Source organism: Aquipseudomonas alcaligenes (assembly GCF_003205495.1).
GTDB classification, from domain to species: domain Bacteria; phylum Pseudomonadota; class Gammaproteobacteria; order Pseudomonadales; family Pseudomonadaceae; genus Aquipseudomonas; species Aquipseudomonas alcaligenes_B.
The window spans coordinates 350,205-363,948 of sequence record NZ_QJRX01000004.1 but is presented as its reverse complement, the minus strand read 5'-3'; the positions used below and the strand labels follow the sequence as shown (position 1 = coordinate 363,948).

Sequence of the window (13,744 nt, the reverse complement as noted above, 5' to 3'; positions counted from 1 at the left end):
CGTGCGCCGTTATACTGCGCTCCTTTGCACAGGAGCCTGCCGCATGGCCGACGCGACCGAACTGAACCGACTCTTCTGGCACAGCCGCCGCGGCATGCTGGAGCTGGATGTGTTGCTGGTGCCCTTCGTCAAGGAGGTCTACCCCAGCCTGGACGCCGAGGACCAGGCGCGTTACCGCAAGCTGCTGGAGTGCGAGGACCAGGACATGTTCGGCTGGTTCATGCAGCGCGACGAGCCGCAGGATCCCGATCTGCTGCGCATGGTTCGCATGATCCTGGATCGTGTCCAGCCGAAGTGAACACTTCGAATGCCACTGGCAGGCCTCGCGCCTGCTGCTGGCGCTCTATCTGACGGCGCTGGCCCTGGCGCTGCTCACCCTGTTTCTCATCGATCTGCCGCTCTGGGCCGCCCTGCTCGGCGCTGCCCTGTGCCTGGCGCAGGCGGCCTGGACGCTGCCGCACCAGGTGCTGCTCAGGCATCCGGCCGCCTTCACCGGCCTGCGGCGCAACGAGGCGGGCTGGCAGCTGTTCAATGTGCGCGATGGCTGGCAGGCGGTGCAGCTGCGCCCGGACAGCCTGGCCCTGCCGCTGGGGGTGATCCTGCGTTTTCGTCTGGAGGGTGAGCGGCGTACGCGTGCGCTGTGTATCCCGCGCGACGCTCTGCCGCGCGATGTGCACCGGCGCCTGCGCGTGCGTCTGAAGTTCAGCCGGCGTAGGTGGGAGGCGCCAGGATAGTGTCGCGGGCCTCGGGCAGCAGGCCCGGGTAGTCCAGGGTGTAGTGCAGGCCGCGGCTCTCGTGGCGGCGCATGGCCGACTCGATCATCAGCTCGGCGACCTGGGCCAGGTTGCGCAGCTCGATCAGGTCGCGACTGACCTTGTAGTTGCTGTAGAACTCGTCGATCTCGTCGAGCAGCAGGCGCACGCGGTGCTGGGCGCGCTGCAGGCGCTTGTTGGTGCGCACGATGCCGACGTAGTCCCACATGAAGCGCCGCAGCTCGTCCCAGTTGTGCGCGATGATCACGTCCTCGTCGGAGTCGGTCACCTGGCTGGCGTCCCAGGTCGGCAGCGTCTGCGGCATGTCGATCTGGTCGAGCTGGGCGACTATGTCCTGGGCCGCCGAACGGGCGTAGACGAAGCACTCCAGCAACGAGTTGCTGGCCATGCGGTTGGCGCCGTGCAGGCCGGTGAAGCTGGTTTCGCCGATGGCGTAGAGGCCGGGTACATCGCTGCGGCCATGCTGGTCGACGACCACGCCGCCGCAGGTGTAGTGCGCCGCCGGCACCACCGGGATCGGCTGGCGGGTGATGTCGATGCCGAAACCCAGGCAGCGCTCGTAGACGGTGGGGAAGTGCGACTTCACGAACTCGGCCGGCTTGTGGCTGATGTCCAGGTAGACGCAGTCGATACCCAGGCGCTTCATTTCATGGTCGATGGCGCGGGCGACTATGTCGCGCGGGGCCAGTTCTTCGCGCGCATCGAAGCGCGGCATGAAGCGCTCGCCGTTGGGCAGGCGCAGCAGGGCGCCCTCGCCGCGCAGGGCCTCGGTGATCAGGAAGCTCTTGGCCTGCGGGTGGTACAGGCAGGTCGGGTGGAACTGGTTGAATTCCAGGTTGCCGACCCGGCAGCCGGCGCGCCAGGCCATGGCGATGCCGTCGCCGCTGGCACCGTCCGGGTTGCTGGTGTAGAGGTAGACCTTGGCCGCGCCGCCGGTGGCGAGGATTACGAAGCGCGCGTGGTAGGTGTCCACTTCGCCGCTGGTGCGGTTCAGGACATAGGCGCCCAGGCAGCGCTGGCCGGGCAGGCCGAGCTTGCGCTCGGTGATCAGGTCGACCGCCACCCGCTGTTCCTGCAGCTCGATGTTGCTGCGCTGGCGGGTCTGCTGCAGCAGAGTGTTGAAGATCGCCGCGCCGGTGGCATCGGCGGCATGGATGATGCGCCGGTGGCTATGGCCACCCTCGCGGGTCAGGTGGAACTCGAAGCCGCCGTCCTCGCGCTCCTGCTCGTCGTCGCGGGTGAAGGGCACGCCCTGTTCGATCAACCACTGGATGGCTTCGCGACTGTGCTCGACGGTGAAGCGCACGGCGTCCTCGCGGCACAGGCCGCCGCCGGCATTGAGGGTGTCGGCGACATGGGATTCGACGGTGTCGGCATCGTCCAGCACGGCGGCGACCCCGCCCTGGGCCCAGAAAGTGGAGCCGTTGGCCAGGTCGCCCTTGCTCAGCACGGCGATGCGCAGGTGCCCGGGCAGGGTCAGGGCCAGGGTCAGGCCGGCAGCACCGCTGCCGATGACCAGAACGTCGTGCTGATAATGTTGGCTCATCTACTGCTGATTCCGCGAAAAGGACTGCCGAGGGTGACAACGGCTACGCCTAGTATATAGAGGGGGTGGGCGGCACAATAGCTGGCTTATGACCCAGTAAAATGTTCGGGAACTTTCTTAGTCGTTCGGGTTTCATAAGCAGTCACCGAGGGCGAGCGGCGCTTCAGCGCGGCCGCGATATCGGTCAACAGATCATCAGGTGCCAGGGCAAATCCCTGGAGCCATGCCCCGGGTGGCCGCAGTGGCCCGCGAGGCTTGTTCGGAGGGGAGAACTTTTGCGCAGCGTCCGAGTCTATCTTGGCAGACCGACAGAATGGCCGACGCAGAGCTCCTCCGATATGCACGAGGAGTATTCATGCTAGCCCAGGAAGACGATCAGCAGCTGGTCCTACGGGTGCAGCGCGGTGACAAGCGGGCCTTCGATCTGCTGGTGCTCAAGTATCAGCACAAGATTCTCGGCCTGGTGGTGCGCTTCGTTCACGACAGCCACGAGGCCCAGGATGTGGCGCAGGAGGCCTTCATCAAGGCCTATCGTGCCTTGGGCAACTTCCGCGGTGACAGTGCGTTCTACACCTGGCTGTACCGCATCGCCATCAACACGGCGAAGAACTATCTGGTCTCGCGCGGCCGTCGGCCGCCGGACAGTGATGTAAGTGCCGAGGATGCCGAGTTCTACGAGGGTGACCACGCCCTGAAGGACATCGAGTCACCGGAGCGTGCCATGTTGCGGGATGAGATCGAGGCCACCGTGCACCGAACCATCCAGCAACTGCCGGAGGATCTGCGCACGGCCCTGACCCTGCGCGAGTTCGACGGCCTGAGTTACGAGGACATTGCCAATGTGATGCAGTGTCCGGTCGGCACCGTGCGTTCGCGGATCTTCCGGGCGCGCGAGGCCATCGATAAAGCCCTGCAACCTCTGTTGCAGGAAGCCTGAGACAGCGGCGACAGCCAAGAGAGGAACCACCATGAGTCGTGAAGCCCTGCAGGAATCGCTGTCCGCGGTGATGGATAACGAAGCGGACGAACTGGAGCTGCGTCGGGTGCTGGCCGCCAGCGACGATGCCGAGTTGCGCGGCACCTGGTCGCGTTACCAGCTCGCCCGTGCGGTGATGCACAAGGAGCTGCTGGAGCCGCGCCTGGATATTGCCGCCGCGGTATCGGCCGCCCTGGCCGACGAGGCGCTGCCGGCCAAGGCCGTGCGTGGTCCCTGGCGTACGCTGGGGCGTGTCGCTGTAGCGGCTTCGGTAACCCTGGCTGTGCTGGTCGGCGTGCGTTTCTACAACCAGGACGAACTGGCCGGGGCCCAGCTGGCCCAGCAGGGCAACCAGCCCAGCCTGGTGCTGCCGCAGGTCCAGGGTCCGGCCGTGCTGGCCGGCTACAGCGAGGGCGCCGCTGCGCAGCAGAGCCCCGTACAGTCGGGCTCCTCCTGGCATGAGCAGCGACTGCCTACGTATCTCCGTCAGCACGCCCAGCAGGCCGCCGCCAGTGGTGCGGACTCCGCCTTGCCCTATGCGCGTGCCGCCAGTCTGGAAAATCGCTGAGAGGGTGCATGCGCATACTCCCGCTAATCGCCCTGCTCGGCGGCGGCCTGGCAGCTCAGGTTCAGGCCGCTGAAGCGCAGGATTGGCTGCAGCGTCTGGCCCGGGCCGAGCATCAGAGCTTTCAGGGCACATTCGTCTATGAGCGCAACGGCAGCTTCTCCACGCATGGCATCTGGCATCGCGGTGGCGAGACGGGCATCACCGAGCGTCTGCTACAGCTCGATGGTTCGCCGCAGGAAGTGCTGAGGGTCGATGGTCGTCCGCAGTGTGTCAGCGGCGGACTTGCCGACCAGATGGCTGACGTGCAGTGGCCGGCGCGCCATCTCGATGCAGTGCAGCTGGAGAAACTCTACGAGTTGCGCGTGCTGGGGCGCTCGCGCGTCGCCGGCCGGCCCGCCTCGGTATTGGCCCTGGTTCCGCGTGACAGGCATCGCTATGCCTTCGAACTGCATCTGGACGAAGAGAGTGCCTTGCCGCTCAAGTCCCTGCTGATCAACGAAAAGGGCCGGCTGCTGGAGCGCTTCCAGTTTGTCAGCCTGCAACTGGCCGACCGGCTGGCGGAGGATGCCCTGCAACCCGGCAGTGCCTGCAAGGCCGTGAGCCTGGATAAGGTCAGTGAGCTGCCGCCTTCCTGGAAGGCCGGCTGGGTGCCGCCGGGCTTCGAGCTGAACCAGGCCCTGCAGCGCACCAGTCCGGCATCCTCCGAGCCGGTGGCGAGCCTCCTGTATGGCGATGGTCTGGCACGTTTCACCGTTTTTCTCGAGCCGCTGCGCGGCGTCGGTGCCGAGGATGCGCGTAGCCAGCTGGGTCCGACCGCCGTGGTGTCGCGGCGCATGAGCACGGCCGATGGCGACGTGATGGTCACTGTGGTGGGCGAGATTCCCCTGGGTACGGCCGAGCGGGTGGCGCTATCGATGCAGCCCGCTGGCGCCGTCGAGGCGTCGGCGCCGTGATCGAGGAGCAGGGGCGAGTCGTGGCTGTCGAGGCGGGCGCCGTCTGGGTGGAAACGCTGCGCCGGAGCACCTGCTCCAGCTGCTCGGCCAATGCGGGGTGTGGCCAGGGCTTGATGGAAAAGCTCGGCGTCGGGCGCCAGCGCGGGCTGGTGCGGGCGCTCTGTGATCTGCAGTTGCAGGTTGGCGATGCGGTGGTGATAGGGGTGCGCGAGGAGCTGCTGGTGCGTGGTTCCCTGCTGGTCTACCTGTTGCCGCTGTTGTGCCTGTTTGCCGCTGCCGTGCTGGCCCAACAGTGGGGGCTGGCCGAGCCGCTGGTGATACTCGCCGGTTTTGCCGGGCTGGCCATGGGCTGGCTGCTGGTGCGCTGGCGCAGCCGCCGTACCGCACATGAGCCGGCGCTGCAGCCCGTGGTGGTGCGCGTGCTGCTGGCCGGTTGCTGAGATTATCTTGCCGTTTTCTGTGGATGGAGCTGAAGTCGATGCCTAGCCTGAGATCCTCGTTGTCCGGTCTGTGTGCCCTGCTGCTGTTGGGGCAGGTGTCCCTGGCGCGCGCCGAGTTGCCGGAGTTCACCGAGCTGGTGGAGGAGGCTTCGCCGGCGGTGGTGAACATCAGTACCCGGCAGAACCTGCCGCAGCGCGAAGTCGCCATGCAGGGGCAGATTCCCGATCTGGAAGGGCTGCCGCCGATGTTCCGCGAGTTCTTCGAGCGCAGCATCCCGCAGATGCCGCGCGCTCCGGGTGGGCGCCAGCGCGAGGCGCAGTCGCTGGGGTCGGGCTTTATCATTTCCGTCGATGGCTATGTGCTGACCAACAACCATGTGGTGGCCGACGCCGACGAGATCATTGTGCGCCTGTCCGATCGCAGCGAGCTCGAGGCCAAGCTGATCGGTGCCGATCCGCGTACCGACGTGGCTCTGCTCAAGGTCGAGGGCAAGGGGTTGCCGACGGTCAAGCTGGGCAAGTCCGACGAGCTGAAGGTCGGCAGCTGGGTGCTGGCCATCGGCTCGCCCTTCGGTTTCGATCATTCGGTGACTGCCGGTATCGTGTCGGCCAAGGGTCGCAGCCTGCCGAACGAGAACTATGTGCCCTTCATCCAGACCGACGTGGCGATCAACCCGGGCAACTCCGGCGGTCCGCTGTTCAATCTGGATGGCGAGGTGGTCGGCATCAACTCGCAGATATTCACTCGCTCCGGCGGCTTCATGGGGCTGTCGTTCGCCATTCCGATCGACGTGGCCATGGATGTGGCCAACCAGCTCAAGGCCGAGGGCAAGGTCAGTCGCGGCTGGCTTGGCGTGGTGATTCAGGAAGTGAACAAGGACCTGGCCGAATCCTTCGGTCTGGACAAGCCGGCCGGGGCCCTGGTGGCACAGGTTCTGGAGGATGGGCCGGCGGCCAAGGGTGGCTTGCAGGTGGGTGACGTGATCCTCAGCCTCAATGGCCAGCCCATCGTGATGTCAGCCGATCTGCCGCATCTGGTCGGGGCTCTCAAGCCTGGCGCCAAGGCCGAACTGGAGGTGGTGCGCGAAGGCGAGCGCCAGCGTATCGAGCTGGCCGTCGGGTCGTTGCCGGAAGAAGGGGAGGGCGTGGCAGTCGGCGAGGTCGAAGGTGTCGAGCGCAACAGCAATCGCCTGGGTGTAGCGGTGGCCGAGCTGACCGCCGAGCAGAAGAAGGCCCTCGATCTGCGTGGCGGCGTGGTCATCAAGGAAGTACAGAATGGCCCAGCGGCCCTGATCGGCCTGCGCCCCGGTGATGTGATCACCCACTTGAACAACCAGGCCATCGTCTCGGCCAAGCAGTTCACCGACGTGGCCAAGTCCCTGCCGGTCAACCGTTCGGTGTCCATGCGCGTGCTGCGCCAGGGGCGGGCGAGTTTCATCACCTTCAAGCTGGCCGAGTAGCTTCGCACCAGAGGTGACAAGGGCGGCCGTGGCCGCCCTTTTTGCGCCCGCCGCCGGCGGCGTCACGTGACGCCAGGCTCGCCAATCGGGTAGAATTCCCGGCTATTTTTCGGCGGGCAGCCTGCCCGCGGCCTTTTCGAGTGTTGATCCGTGAGTGACCTGAGTCATATCCGCAATTTCTCCATCATCGCCCACATCGATCATGGCAAGTCGACCCTGGCCGACCGCTTCATCCAGATCTGTGGCGGTCTCTCCGACCGCGAGATGGAAGCCCAGGTCCTCGACTCCATGGACCTGGAGCGCGAGCGCGGCATCACTATCAAGGCGCACAGCGTGACCCTGCATTATCCGGCGCAGGATGGCAGGACCTACCAGCTGAACTTCATCGATACCCCCGGCCACGTCGACTTCACCTACGAGGTGAGCCGTTCCCTGGCCGCCTGCGAGGGCGCGATCCTGGTGGTGGACGCCGGCCAGGGCGTCGAGGCGCAGTCCGTGGCCAACTGCTACACCGCCATCGAGCAGGGCCTGGAGGTCATGCCGGTGCTGAACAAGATGGACCTGCCCCAGGCCGAGCCGGAGCGGGTCAAGGACGAGATCGAGCACATCATCGGCATCGACGCCACCGACGCCGTGCCCTGCAGCGCCAAGAGTGGCATGGGTGTGATCGACGTGCTGGAGCACCTGGTCAAGGTGATCCCGCCGCCGGAGGGCGATATCGAGGCGCCGCTGCAGGCGCTGATCATCGACTCCTGGTTCGACAACTACCTGGGGGTCGTCTCCCTGGTGCGGGTCAAGCACGGCCGGGTGAAGAAGGGTGACAAGATCCTGGTCAAGTCGACCGGCAAGATGCACCAGGTCGACAGCGTCGGCGTATTCACGCCGAAACACACTGAGACCGCCGATCTCAAGGCTGGCGAGGTGGGTTTCATCATCGCCGGTATCAAGGACATTCACGGCGCGCCGGTGGGTGATACCCTGACCCTGTCCACCACCCCGGACGTCGATGTGCTGCCGGGCTTCAAGCGGGTCAAGCCGCAGGTCTACGCCGGCCTGTTCCCGGTCAGCTCCGACGACTTCGAGGACTTCCGCGAGGCGCTGCAGAAGCTGACCCTGAACGACGCCGCCCTGCAGTACGAGCCGGAAAGCTCCGATGCCCTGGGTTTCGGCTTCCGCATCGGCTTCCTCGGCATGCTGCACATGGAGATCATCCAGGAGCGCCTGGAGCGCGAATATGACCTGGACCTGATCACCACCGCGCCGACCGTGATCTTCGAAGTGGAGATGAAGAACGGCGAGACGATCTACGTCGACAACCCGTCCAAGCTGCCCGACCCGGCCGGTATCCTCGACATGCGCGAGCCGATCGTGCGCGCCAATATCCTGGTACCGCAGGAGCACCTGGGCAACGTCATCACCCTGTGCATCGAGAAACGTGGCGTGCAGCGCGACCTGCAGTTCCTCAGCAGTCAGGTGCAGGTGTCCTACGACCTGCCGATGAACGAGGTAGTACTGGACTTCTTCGATCGCCTGAAGTCGGTGAGCCGCGGCTATGCCTCGCTGGACTACAGCTTCGATCGCTTCCAGTCGGCCAACCTGGTGCGCCTGGACGTGATGATCAACGGCGAGAAGGTCGACGCCCTGGCGCTGATCGTGCATCGTGACCGTGCCCATCAGAAGGGCCGGGTGCTGACCGAGAAGATGAAGGAGCTGATCCCGCGGCAGATGTTCGACGTGGCGATCCAGGCGGCCATCGGCGGCCAGATCATCGCCCGCACCACGGTCAAGGCGCTGCGCAAGAACGTATTGGCCAAGTGCTACGGCGGCGACGTCAGCCGTAAGAAAAAGCTGTTGGAGAAGCAGAAGGCCGGTAAGAAAAGGATGAAGCAGGTCGGCAGCGTGGAAATCCCGCAGGAAGCCTTCCTGGCCGTACTCAAGGTGGATAGCTAATCCCTATGTCGTTCAACTTCCCGCTGATTCTGGTCATCGCCGTTGCGGTTTGCGGTGCGTTAGCCCTGCTCGATCTGCTGTTGCTGGCGCCGCGGCGACGGGCCGCCATCGCCACCTACGAAGGCCAGGTCGGTGAGCCGGACGAGCAGGTTCTGCAACGCCTGAACAAGGAGCCCTTGCTGGTCGAGTACGGCAAGTCCTTCTTCCCGGTGCTGGCCATCGTCCTGGTGCTGCGCTCCTTCCTGCTTGAGCCGTTCCAGATTCCCTCGGGCTCGATGAAGCCGACCCTGGAGGTGGGCGACTTCATCCTGGTCAACAAGTTCGCCTATGGCATCCGTCTGCCTGTGGTGGATACCAAGATCGTCGAGGTCGGCGATCCGCAGCGTGGCGACGTGATGGTGTTCCGCTACCCGAGCAATCCGAGCATCAACTACATCAAGCGCGTGGTGGGCCTGCCGGGCGACCGTATCAGCTACACCCAGGGCAAGCGCTTGCTGGTCAACGGCACTCCGGTGGCGGAAAGCCTGATCGGCGAAGAACCGGGCTCCCTGGGGCGGGCGCTGCTGTTCAGGGAGAAGCTGGGCGAGGTGGAGCACATGATTCGCAAACAGCTGCACCGCAATATCCAGCCCGGCGACGAGTGGGTGGTGCCCCAGGGGCACTACTTCATGATGGGCGACAACCGCGACGACTCCAACGACAGCCGCTACTGGAACGATGCTCATATCCCGAAGGAGGAGTGGGGCATGGTTCCGGACCGCAACATCGTCGGCAAGGCCTTTGCCGTGTGGATGAGCTGGCCCGATCCCAAGCTGCGCAGCCTGCCGCACTTTTCCCGGGTCGGCCTGATCCGCTGACGAGTCGAATCTGTGCGGCGCTGTTCAATCGAGCGGCGCCTGCCTATATATAGTCACGACAGCACAATAACTCTGAAAATTGGGGTCGCATGATGGTTACGCATTCGCAGAAAGGTATGTCTCTGCTCGGCTGGCTCATGGTGCTGGCGCTGGTAGCATTCTTTGCCAGTACGGCATTCAAGATGCTTCCGCACTACATGGACTATATGGCCATGGAGAAGATGATTACCGAGGTGGAGAAAGATCCCTCGCTGGAGATATCCACCGTCAATGCCTTCTATGAACATATGCAGAAAGGCATGCAGGTTAACAACATCCGAGATATCAACTTGAAAGAAGCAGTGACGATCAAGCTGGAAGACAGGGACTTTCAGGTTCATCTCAGTTATGAGAAGCGCGAACCGCTGATCCAGAATCTCGACCTGGTAGCCAGGTTCGATAAAGAATTTCGTGTCCGCGCCCAGTGAGCCAGTCCCTCTCCCGCCTCGAGCGCCAGCTCGGCCATAGTTTCCAGAACCAGGAGCTGATGCTCCTGGCCCTGACCCATCGCAGCTTTGCCGGGCGCAACAACGAGCGCCTGGAGTTCCTCGGCGACGCCATTCTCAACTTCGTGGCCGGCGAGGCGCTGTTCGAGCGTTTCCCGCAGGCGCGCGAGGGCCAGCTATCGCGTCTGCGTGCGCGGCTGGTCAAGGGCGAGACCCTGGCCGTGCTGGCTCGCGGTTTCGAGCTGGGCGAATACCTGCGCCTGGGCTCGGGTGAGCTGAAAAGTGGCGGTTTCCGTCGCGAGTCGATCCTCGCCGACGCCCTCGAGGCGCTGATCGGCGCCATCTACCTGGATGCCGGCATGGATGTGGCGCGCGAGCGGGTGCTGGCCTGGCTGGCCAACGAACTGGACAGCCTGACCCTGGTCGATACCAACAAGGATCCCAAGACCCGCCTGCAGGAGTTCCTCCAGTCGCGCGCCGTCGAGCTGCCGCGCTACGAGGTGGTGGATATCCAGGGCGAACCGCATTGCCGTACCTTCTTCGTCCAGTGCGAAGTGGCCCTATTGAATGACAAGACCCAGGGGCAGGGCGCCAGCCGGCGCATCGCCGAGCAGGTCGCCGCCGCCGCCGCGCTGGTGGCGCTGGGTGTGGAGAACAGTCATGACTGATGCACCCGTGAGCCGTTGTGGCTATGTCGCCATCGTCGGTCGCCCCAATGTGGGCAAGTCGACCCTGCTCAACCATATCCTCGGGCAGAAGCTGGCGATCACCTCGCGCAAGCCGCAGACCACCCGCCACAACATGCTCGGCATCAAGACCGAGGGCGAGGTGCAGGCCGTCTATGTCGATACGCCCGGTTTGCACAAGCACAACGACAAGGCACTCAATCGCTACATGAACCGCAGCGCCTCGACCGCCCTCAAGGACGTCGACGTGGTGGTGTTCGTGGTCGACCGTACCCGCTGGACCGACGAGGATCAGTTGGTGCTGGAGAAGGTCCAGCACGTGAAGTGCCCGATCCTGCTGGCGGTGAACAAGGCCGACCGCCTGGAAGACAAGAGCGAGTTGCTGCCGCATCTCGAGTGGCTGGCCTCGCAGCTGCCGCAGGCCGAGGTGGTGCCCATCTCCGCCCTGCATGGGCAGAACCTGGATACCCTGGAGCGCCTGGTCGCCGAGAATCTGCCGGAATCCGAGCACTTCTACCCGGAAGACCAGATTACCGATCGCTCCAGCCGCTTCCTCGCCGCCGAGCTGATCCGCGAGAAAATCATGCGCCAGCTCGGCGCCGAGTTGCCGTACCAGATCACCGTGGAAATCGAGGAGTTCAAGCAGGAGGGCCGCATCCTGCACATCCACGGTCTGATTCTGGTAGAGCGCGACGGGCAGAAAAAGATCATCATCGGTGACAAGGGCGAGCGCATCAAACGCATCGGTCAGGAGGCGCGCAAGGACATGGAAACCATGTTCGACTCCAAGGTGATGCTCAACCTCTGGGTCAAGGTGAAGGGCGGCTGGTCCGACGACGAGCGCGCCCTGCGGTCGCTGGGCTACACCGACTTCTGACCCCATGCTCTCCGGCGCGCTTCCGGCCTTCGTCCTGCACAGCCGGCCCTACAAGGAAACCAGCGCGCTGGTCGACTTCCTCACGCCCGAGGGGCGCCTGCGCGCCGTGCTGCGCGCTGCGCGGGGCAAGGCCGGCAGCCTGGCGCGACCTTTCGCTCCGCTGGAGCTGGAGCTGCGCGGGCGCGGCGAACTGAAGAACGTCGCCCGCCTGGAGGCTTCCGGCATCGCGCACTGGCTGCAGGGGCAGACCCTGTACAGCGGCATGTACCTGAACGAGCTGCTGCTGCGCCTGTTGCCGGCCGAGGATGCCCATCCCGCCCTGTTCGATCACTATGCCCTGACCCTCCAGGCGCTGGCCGCCGATCCGCCGCTGGAGCCGCTGCTGCGCGCCTTCGAATGGCGTCTGCTGGACGAGCTGGGCTATGGTTTCGCCCTGGATGTCGATATCGCCGGCCAGCCGATTGCCCCTGATGGCCTCTATCGCCTGCTGCCGGACGCTGGCCTGGAGCCGGTGGGCCAGCTGCAGCCTGGCCTGTTCCAGGGGGCAGATCTGCTGGCCATGGCCGAGGCCGACTGGAGCGCCGCCGGCGCCCTGGCTGCGGCCAAGCGCCTGATGCGCCAGGCCCTGGCCCCCCATCTGGGCGGTCGACCCCTGGTCAGCCGCGAACTCTTCATGACTCTCAAGGAACCTGCCCGTGACTGAAGCCAACCGTATCCTCCTCGGCGTCAACATCGACCACGTCGCCACCCTGCGCCAGGCCCGCGGCACCCGCTACCCGGACCCGGTCAAGGCCGCCCTGGATGCCGAGGAGGCCGGCGCCGACGGCATTACCGTGCACCTGCGCGAAGATCGCCGACACATCCAGGAGCGCGACGTGCTGCTGCTCAAGGAAGTGCTGCAGACGCGCATGAACTTCGAGATGGGGGTCACCGACTTCATGCTCGACTTTGCCGAGCGCATCCGTCCCGAACACGTCTGCCTGGTGCCCGAGACCCGCCAGGAGCTGACCACCGAGGGTGGTCTGGATGTGGCCGGCCAGGAGGCGCGTATCCAGGCGGCGGTGCAGCGCCTGGCCAGGCTCGGCTGCGAGGTGTCGCTGTTCATCGATGCCGAGGAGCGGCAGATCGAGGCGGCCCGGCGCATCGGTGCGCCGGCCATCGAACTGCACACCGGTCGCTATGCCGATGCGCACACGCCCGAGGAGGCTGCTCGTGAGCTGGCACGCATCCGCGATGGCGTGGCCTGCGGCCTGGCCCATGGCCTGATCGTCAATGCCGGCCACGGCCTGCACTACCACAACGTCGAGCCGGTGGCGGCGATTGCCGGGGTGCACGAGCTGAACATCGGTCATGCCATCGTCGCTCATGCCCTGTTCGTCGGTTTCAAGGGGGCGGTGGCCGAGATGAAGCAACTGATCGTCGCGGCTGCCGCGCGTGGTTGAGGTCTAGTGCGCGTTGAGCGCGTGTTCGCGGTGGCTGCGCAGGATGCGCGCATAGGTGCCGTTGTCGCGCAGCCGGCGTAGCGCCGCGTCGAACTGCGCGATCAGCTCCCTGGCCCCCGGGCGATTGCGCGGCACGATCAGGTGCAGGCTGTTGCGCGCCAGGGTCGCCCGGGATTCGCGCAGTGCATCGACGCCCAGGCCGGCCTGGCGGATGGCGCGCTGGCCGAGCAGGTCGTCGGCCACGAAGAAGTCGTCGCGGCCCAGGGCGATCAGCCTGGCGCAGGTGCTGAGGTCCTGAGGCTCATGGCGCTGCAGGCGACCTGACTGCAGCAGTGGCAGCAGGGGCTTTGGCGGTTGCCAGCCGAGCGGCAGGCACAGGCGCTTGTCACTCAGCTGGTCAGGCTCCAGGGGCTGGTCGCTGCGGCTGAAGACTTTCTGGGTGGTTTCGTAGAGCGCTGCGGAGTAGAAGAATTCGGCCTCGCGCTCCGCCGAAGGCAGATAGGGGAAGGTGGCGTCGAACTGACCCTTGAGCGTGGCCTGGTAGCCGCGTTTCCAGGGCAGCCAGGCCAGCTGGGGCTGCTGGTCCGCCTCGTGCAACGCCAGCAGGACCAGCTCGGTGAGCATGCCGCCATTGGGCAGTGCCTGCCCGGTGAAGGGTGGGTACTGATCACCGGTCACCAGTTTCAGCGGTGCGGCGCTTGAAGTTCCGGCGCATAGCAGCAGAAGTGCCG

General features: G+C 65.3%; 16 protein-coding genes. 14 read left to right on the top strand and 2 right to left on the bottom strand.

Going from position 1 to position 13,744, the window contains the following annotated elements; genetic code table 11:
* The first annotated feature begins 43 nt into the window (after positions 1 to 43).
* A complete protein-coding gene (locus tag DMO17_RS09680; protein WP_110682276.1) occupies positions 44 to 298 on the top strand; it encodes an FAD assembly factor SdhE in 255 nt (84 codons plus the stop codon).
* A complete protein-coding gene (locus DMO17_RS09675; RefSeq protein WP_110682275.1) occupies positions 282 to 734 on the top strand; it encodes a protein YgfX in 453 nt (150 codons plus the stop codon). The genes DMO17_RS09680 and DMO17_RS09675 overlap by 17 nt, the downstream gene beginning before the upstream one ends.
* Here the strand turns inward: DMO17_RS09675 and nadB are convergent.
* Positions 703 to 2,319 (bottom strand): L-aspartate oxidase, encoded by a 1,617-nt coding sequence (nadB, locus tag DMO17_RS09670; RefSeq protein ID WP_110682274.1) that lies wholly within the window; start codon positions 2,317 to 2,319, stop codon positions 703 to 705. The genes DMO17_RS09675 and nadB overlap by 32 nt on opposite strands.
* A 355-nt stretch (positions 2,320 to 2,674) precedes the next feature.
* Here nadB and rpoE point away from each other — a divergent pair, with 355 nt between their 5' ends.
* The 12 genes from rpoE (at position 2,675) to pdxJ (ending at position 13,013) form a co-directional block, all read left to right on the top strand.
* The gene (gene rpoE, locus DMO17_RS09665) at positions 2,675 to 3,256 is read left to right on the top strand and encodes an RNA polymerase sigma factor RpoE (RefSeq protein ID WP_110682273.1); all 582 of its coding nucleotides are present in this window, start codon (positions 2,675 to 2,677) and stop codon (positions 3,254 to 3,256) included.
* A 31-nt stretch (positions 3,257 to 3,287) separates the two neighbouring features.
* Positions 3,288 to 3,863 carry a sigma-E factor negative regulatory protein gene (locus DMO17_RS09660; protein ID WP_110682272.1) on the top strand — a complete coding sequence of 192 codons (576 nt, stop codon included), beginning with the start codon at positions 3,288 to 3,290 and terminating at the stop codon, positions 3,861 to 3,863.
* A gap of 8 nt (positions 3,864 to 3,871) precedes the next feature.
* Positions 3,872 to 4,816: a MucB/RseB C-terminal domain-containing protein gene (locus DMO17_RS09655; protein WP_110682271.1), complete on the top strand. Its 945-nt coding sequence runs from the start codon at positions 3,872 to 3,874 to the stop codon at positions 4,814 to 4,816.
* Positions 4,813 to 5,256 carry a SoxR reducing system RseC family protein gene (locus DMO17_RS09650; RefSeq protein WP_110682270.1) on the top strand — a complete coding sequence of 148 codons (444 nt, stop codon included), beginning with the start codon at positions 4,813 to 4,815 and terminating at the stop codon, positions 5,254 to 5,256. Before DMO17_RS09655 ends, DMO17_RS09650 begins: the two co-directional genes overlap by 4 nt.
* A gap of 38 nt (positions 5,257 to 5,294) precedes the next feature.
* On the top strand, positions 5,295 to 6,716 hold the full coding sequence (locus tag DMO17_RS09645; RefSeq protein WP_110682269.1) for a DegQ family serine endoprotease: 1,422 nt from the start codon (positions 5,295 to 5,297) through the stop codon (positions 6,714 to 6,716).
* Positions 6,717 to 6,866: 150 nt separating this feature from the next.
* Positions 6,867 to 8,666: a translation elongation factor 4 gene (gene lepA, locus DMO17_RS09640; protein ID WP_110682268.1), complete on the top strand. Its 1,800-nt coding sequence runs from the start codon at positions 6,867 to 6,869 to the stop codon at positions 8,664 to 8,666.
* Between the two features lie 5 nt (positions 8,667 to 8,671).
* Positions 8,672 to 9,523: a signal peptidase I gene (lepB, locus tag DMO17_RS09635; protein ID WP_110682267.1), complete on the top strand. Its 852-nt coding sequence runs from the start codon at positions 8,672 to 8,674 to the stop codon at positions 9,521 to 9,523.
* 89 nt (positions 9,524 to 9,612) lie between these two features.
* The gene (locus DMO17_RS09630; RefSeq protein WP_110682266.1) at positions 9,613 to 9,990 is read left to right on the top strand and encodes a DUF4845 domain-containing protein; all 378 of its coding nucleotides are present in this window, start codon (positions 9,613 to 9,615) and stop codon (positions 9,988 to 9,990) included.
* Positions 9,987 to 10,676 carry a ribonuclease III gene (gene rnc / locus DMO17_RS09625; protein ID WP_110682265.1) on the top strand — a complete coding sequence of 230 codons (690 nt, stop codon included), beginning with the start codon at positions 9,987 to 9,989 and terminating at the stop codon, positions 10,674 to 10,676. Before DMO17_RS09630 ends, rnc begins: the two co-directional genes overlap by 4 nt.
* A complete protein-coding gene (gene era / locus DMO17_RS09620; RefSeq protein ID WP_110682264.1) occupies positions 10,669 to 11,571 on the top strand; it encodes a GTPase Era in 903 nt (300 codons plus the stop codon). The genes rnc and era overlap by 8 nt, the downstream gene beginning before the upstream one ends.
* Positions 11,572 to 11,575: 4 nt before the next feature.
* Positions 11,576 to 12,274, top strand: coding sequence for a DNA repair protein RecO (recO, locus tag DMO17_RS09615; RefSeq protein ID WP_110682263.1), 699 nt, complete (start codon positions 11,576 to 11,578; stop codon positions 12,272 to 12,274).
* Positions 12,267 to 13,013 (top strand): pyridoxine 5'-phosphate synthase, encoded by a 747-nt coding sequence (pdxJ, locus tag DMO17_RS09610; RefSeq protein ID WP_110682262.1) that lies wholly within the window; start codon positions 12,267 to 12,269, stop codon positions 13,011 to 13,013. The genes recO and pdxJ overlap by 8 nt, the downstream gene beginning before the upstream one ends.
* A 3-nt stretch (positions 13,014 to 13,016) precedes the next feature.
* Here the strand turns inward: pdxJ and DMO17_RS09605 are convergent, their stop codons facing one another.
* Positions 13,017 to 13,691: a substrate-binding periplasmic protein gene (locus tag DMO17_RS09605; RefSeq protein ID WP_181418759.1), complete on the bottom strand. Its 675-nt coding sequence runs from the start codon at positions 13,689 to 13,691 to the stop codon at positions 13,017 to 13,019.
* Positions 13,692 to 13,744 lie beyond the last annotated feature (53 nt).

Bases quoted from the DNA above. Each gene is read 5' to 3' on its own strand.
- DMO17_RS09680 (WP_110682276.1), top strand. From the start codon at position 44: ATGGCCGACGCGACCGAACTGAACCGACTCTTCTGGCACAGCCGCCGC.
- nadB (WP_110682274.1), bottom strand. From the start codon at position 2,319: ATGAGCCAACATTATCAGCACGACGTTCTGGTCATCGGCAGCGGTGCT.
- rpoE (WP_110682273.1), top strand. From the start codon at position 2,675: ATGCTAGCCCAGGAAGACGATCAGCAGCTGGTCCTACGGGTGCAGCGC.
- DMO17_RS09660 (WP_110682272.1), top strand. From the start codon at position 3,288: ATGAGTCGTGAAGCCCTGCAGGAATCGCTGTCCGCGGTGATGGATAAC.
- DMO17_RS09655 (WP_110682271.1), top strand. From the start codon at position 3,872: ATGCGCATACTCCCGCTAATCGCCCTGCTCGGCGGCGGCCTGGCAGCT.
- DMO17_RS09645 (WP_110682269.1), top strand. From the start codon at position 5,295: ATGCCTAGCCTGAGATCCTCGTTGTCCGGTCTGTGTGCCCTGCTGCTG.
- lepB (WP_110682267.1), top strand. From the start codon at position 8,672: ATGTCGTTCAACTTCCCGCTGATTCTGGTCATCGCCGTTGCGGTTTGC.
- DMO17_RS09630 (WP_110682266.1), top strand. From the start codon at position 9,613: ATGATGGTTACGCATTCGCAGAAAGGTATGTCTCTGCTCGGCTGGCTC.
- era (WP_110682264.1), top strand. From the start codon at position 10,669: ATGACTGATGCACCCGTGAGCCGTTGTGGCTATGTCGCCATCGTCGGT.
- recO (WP_110682263.1), top strand. From the start codon at position 11,576: ATGCTCTCCGGCGCGCTTCCGGCCTTCGTCCTGCACAGCCGGCCCTAC.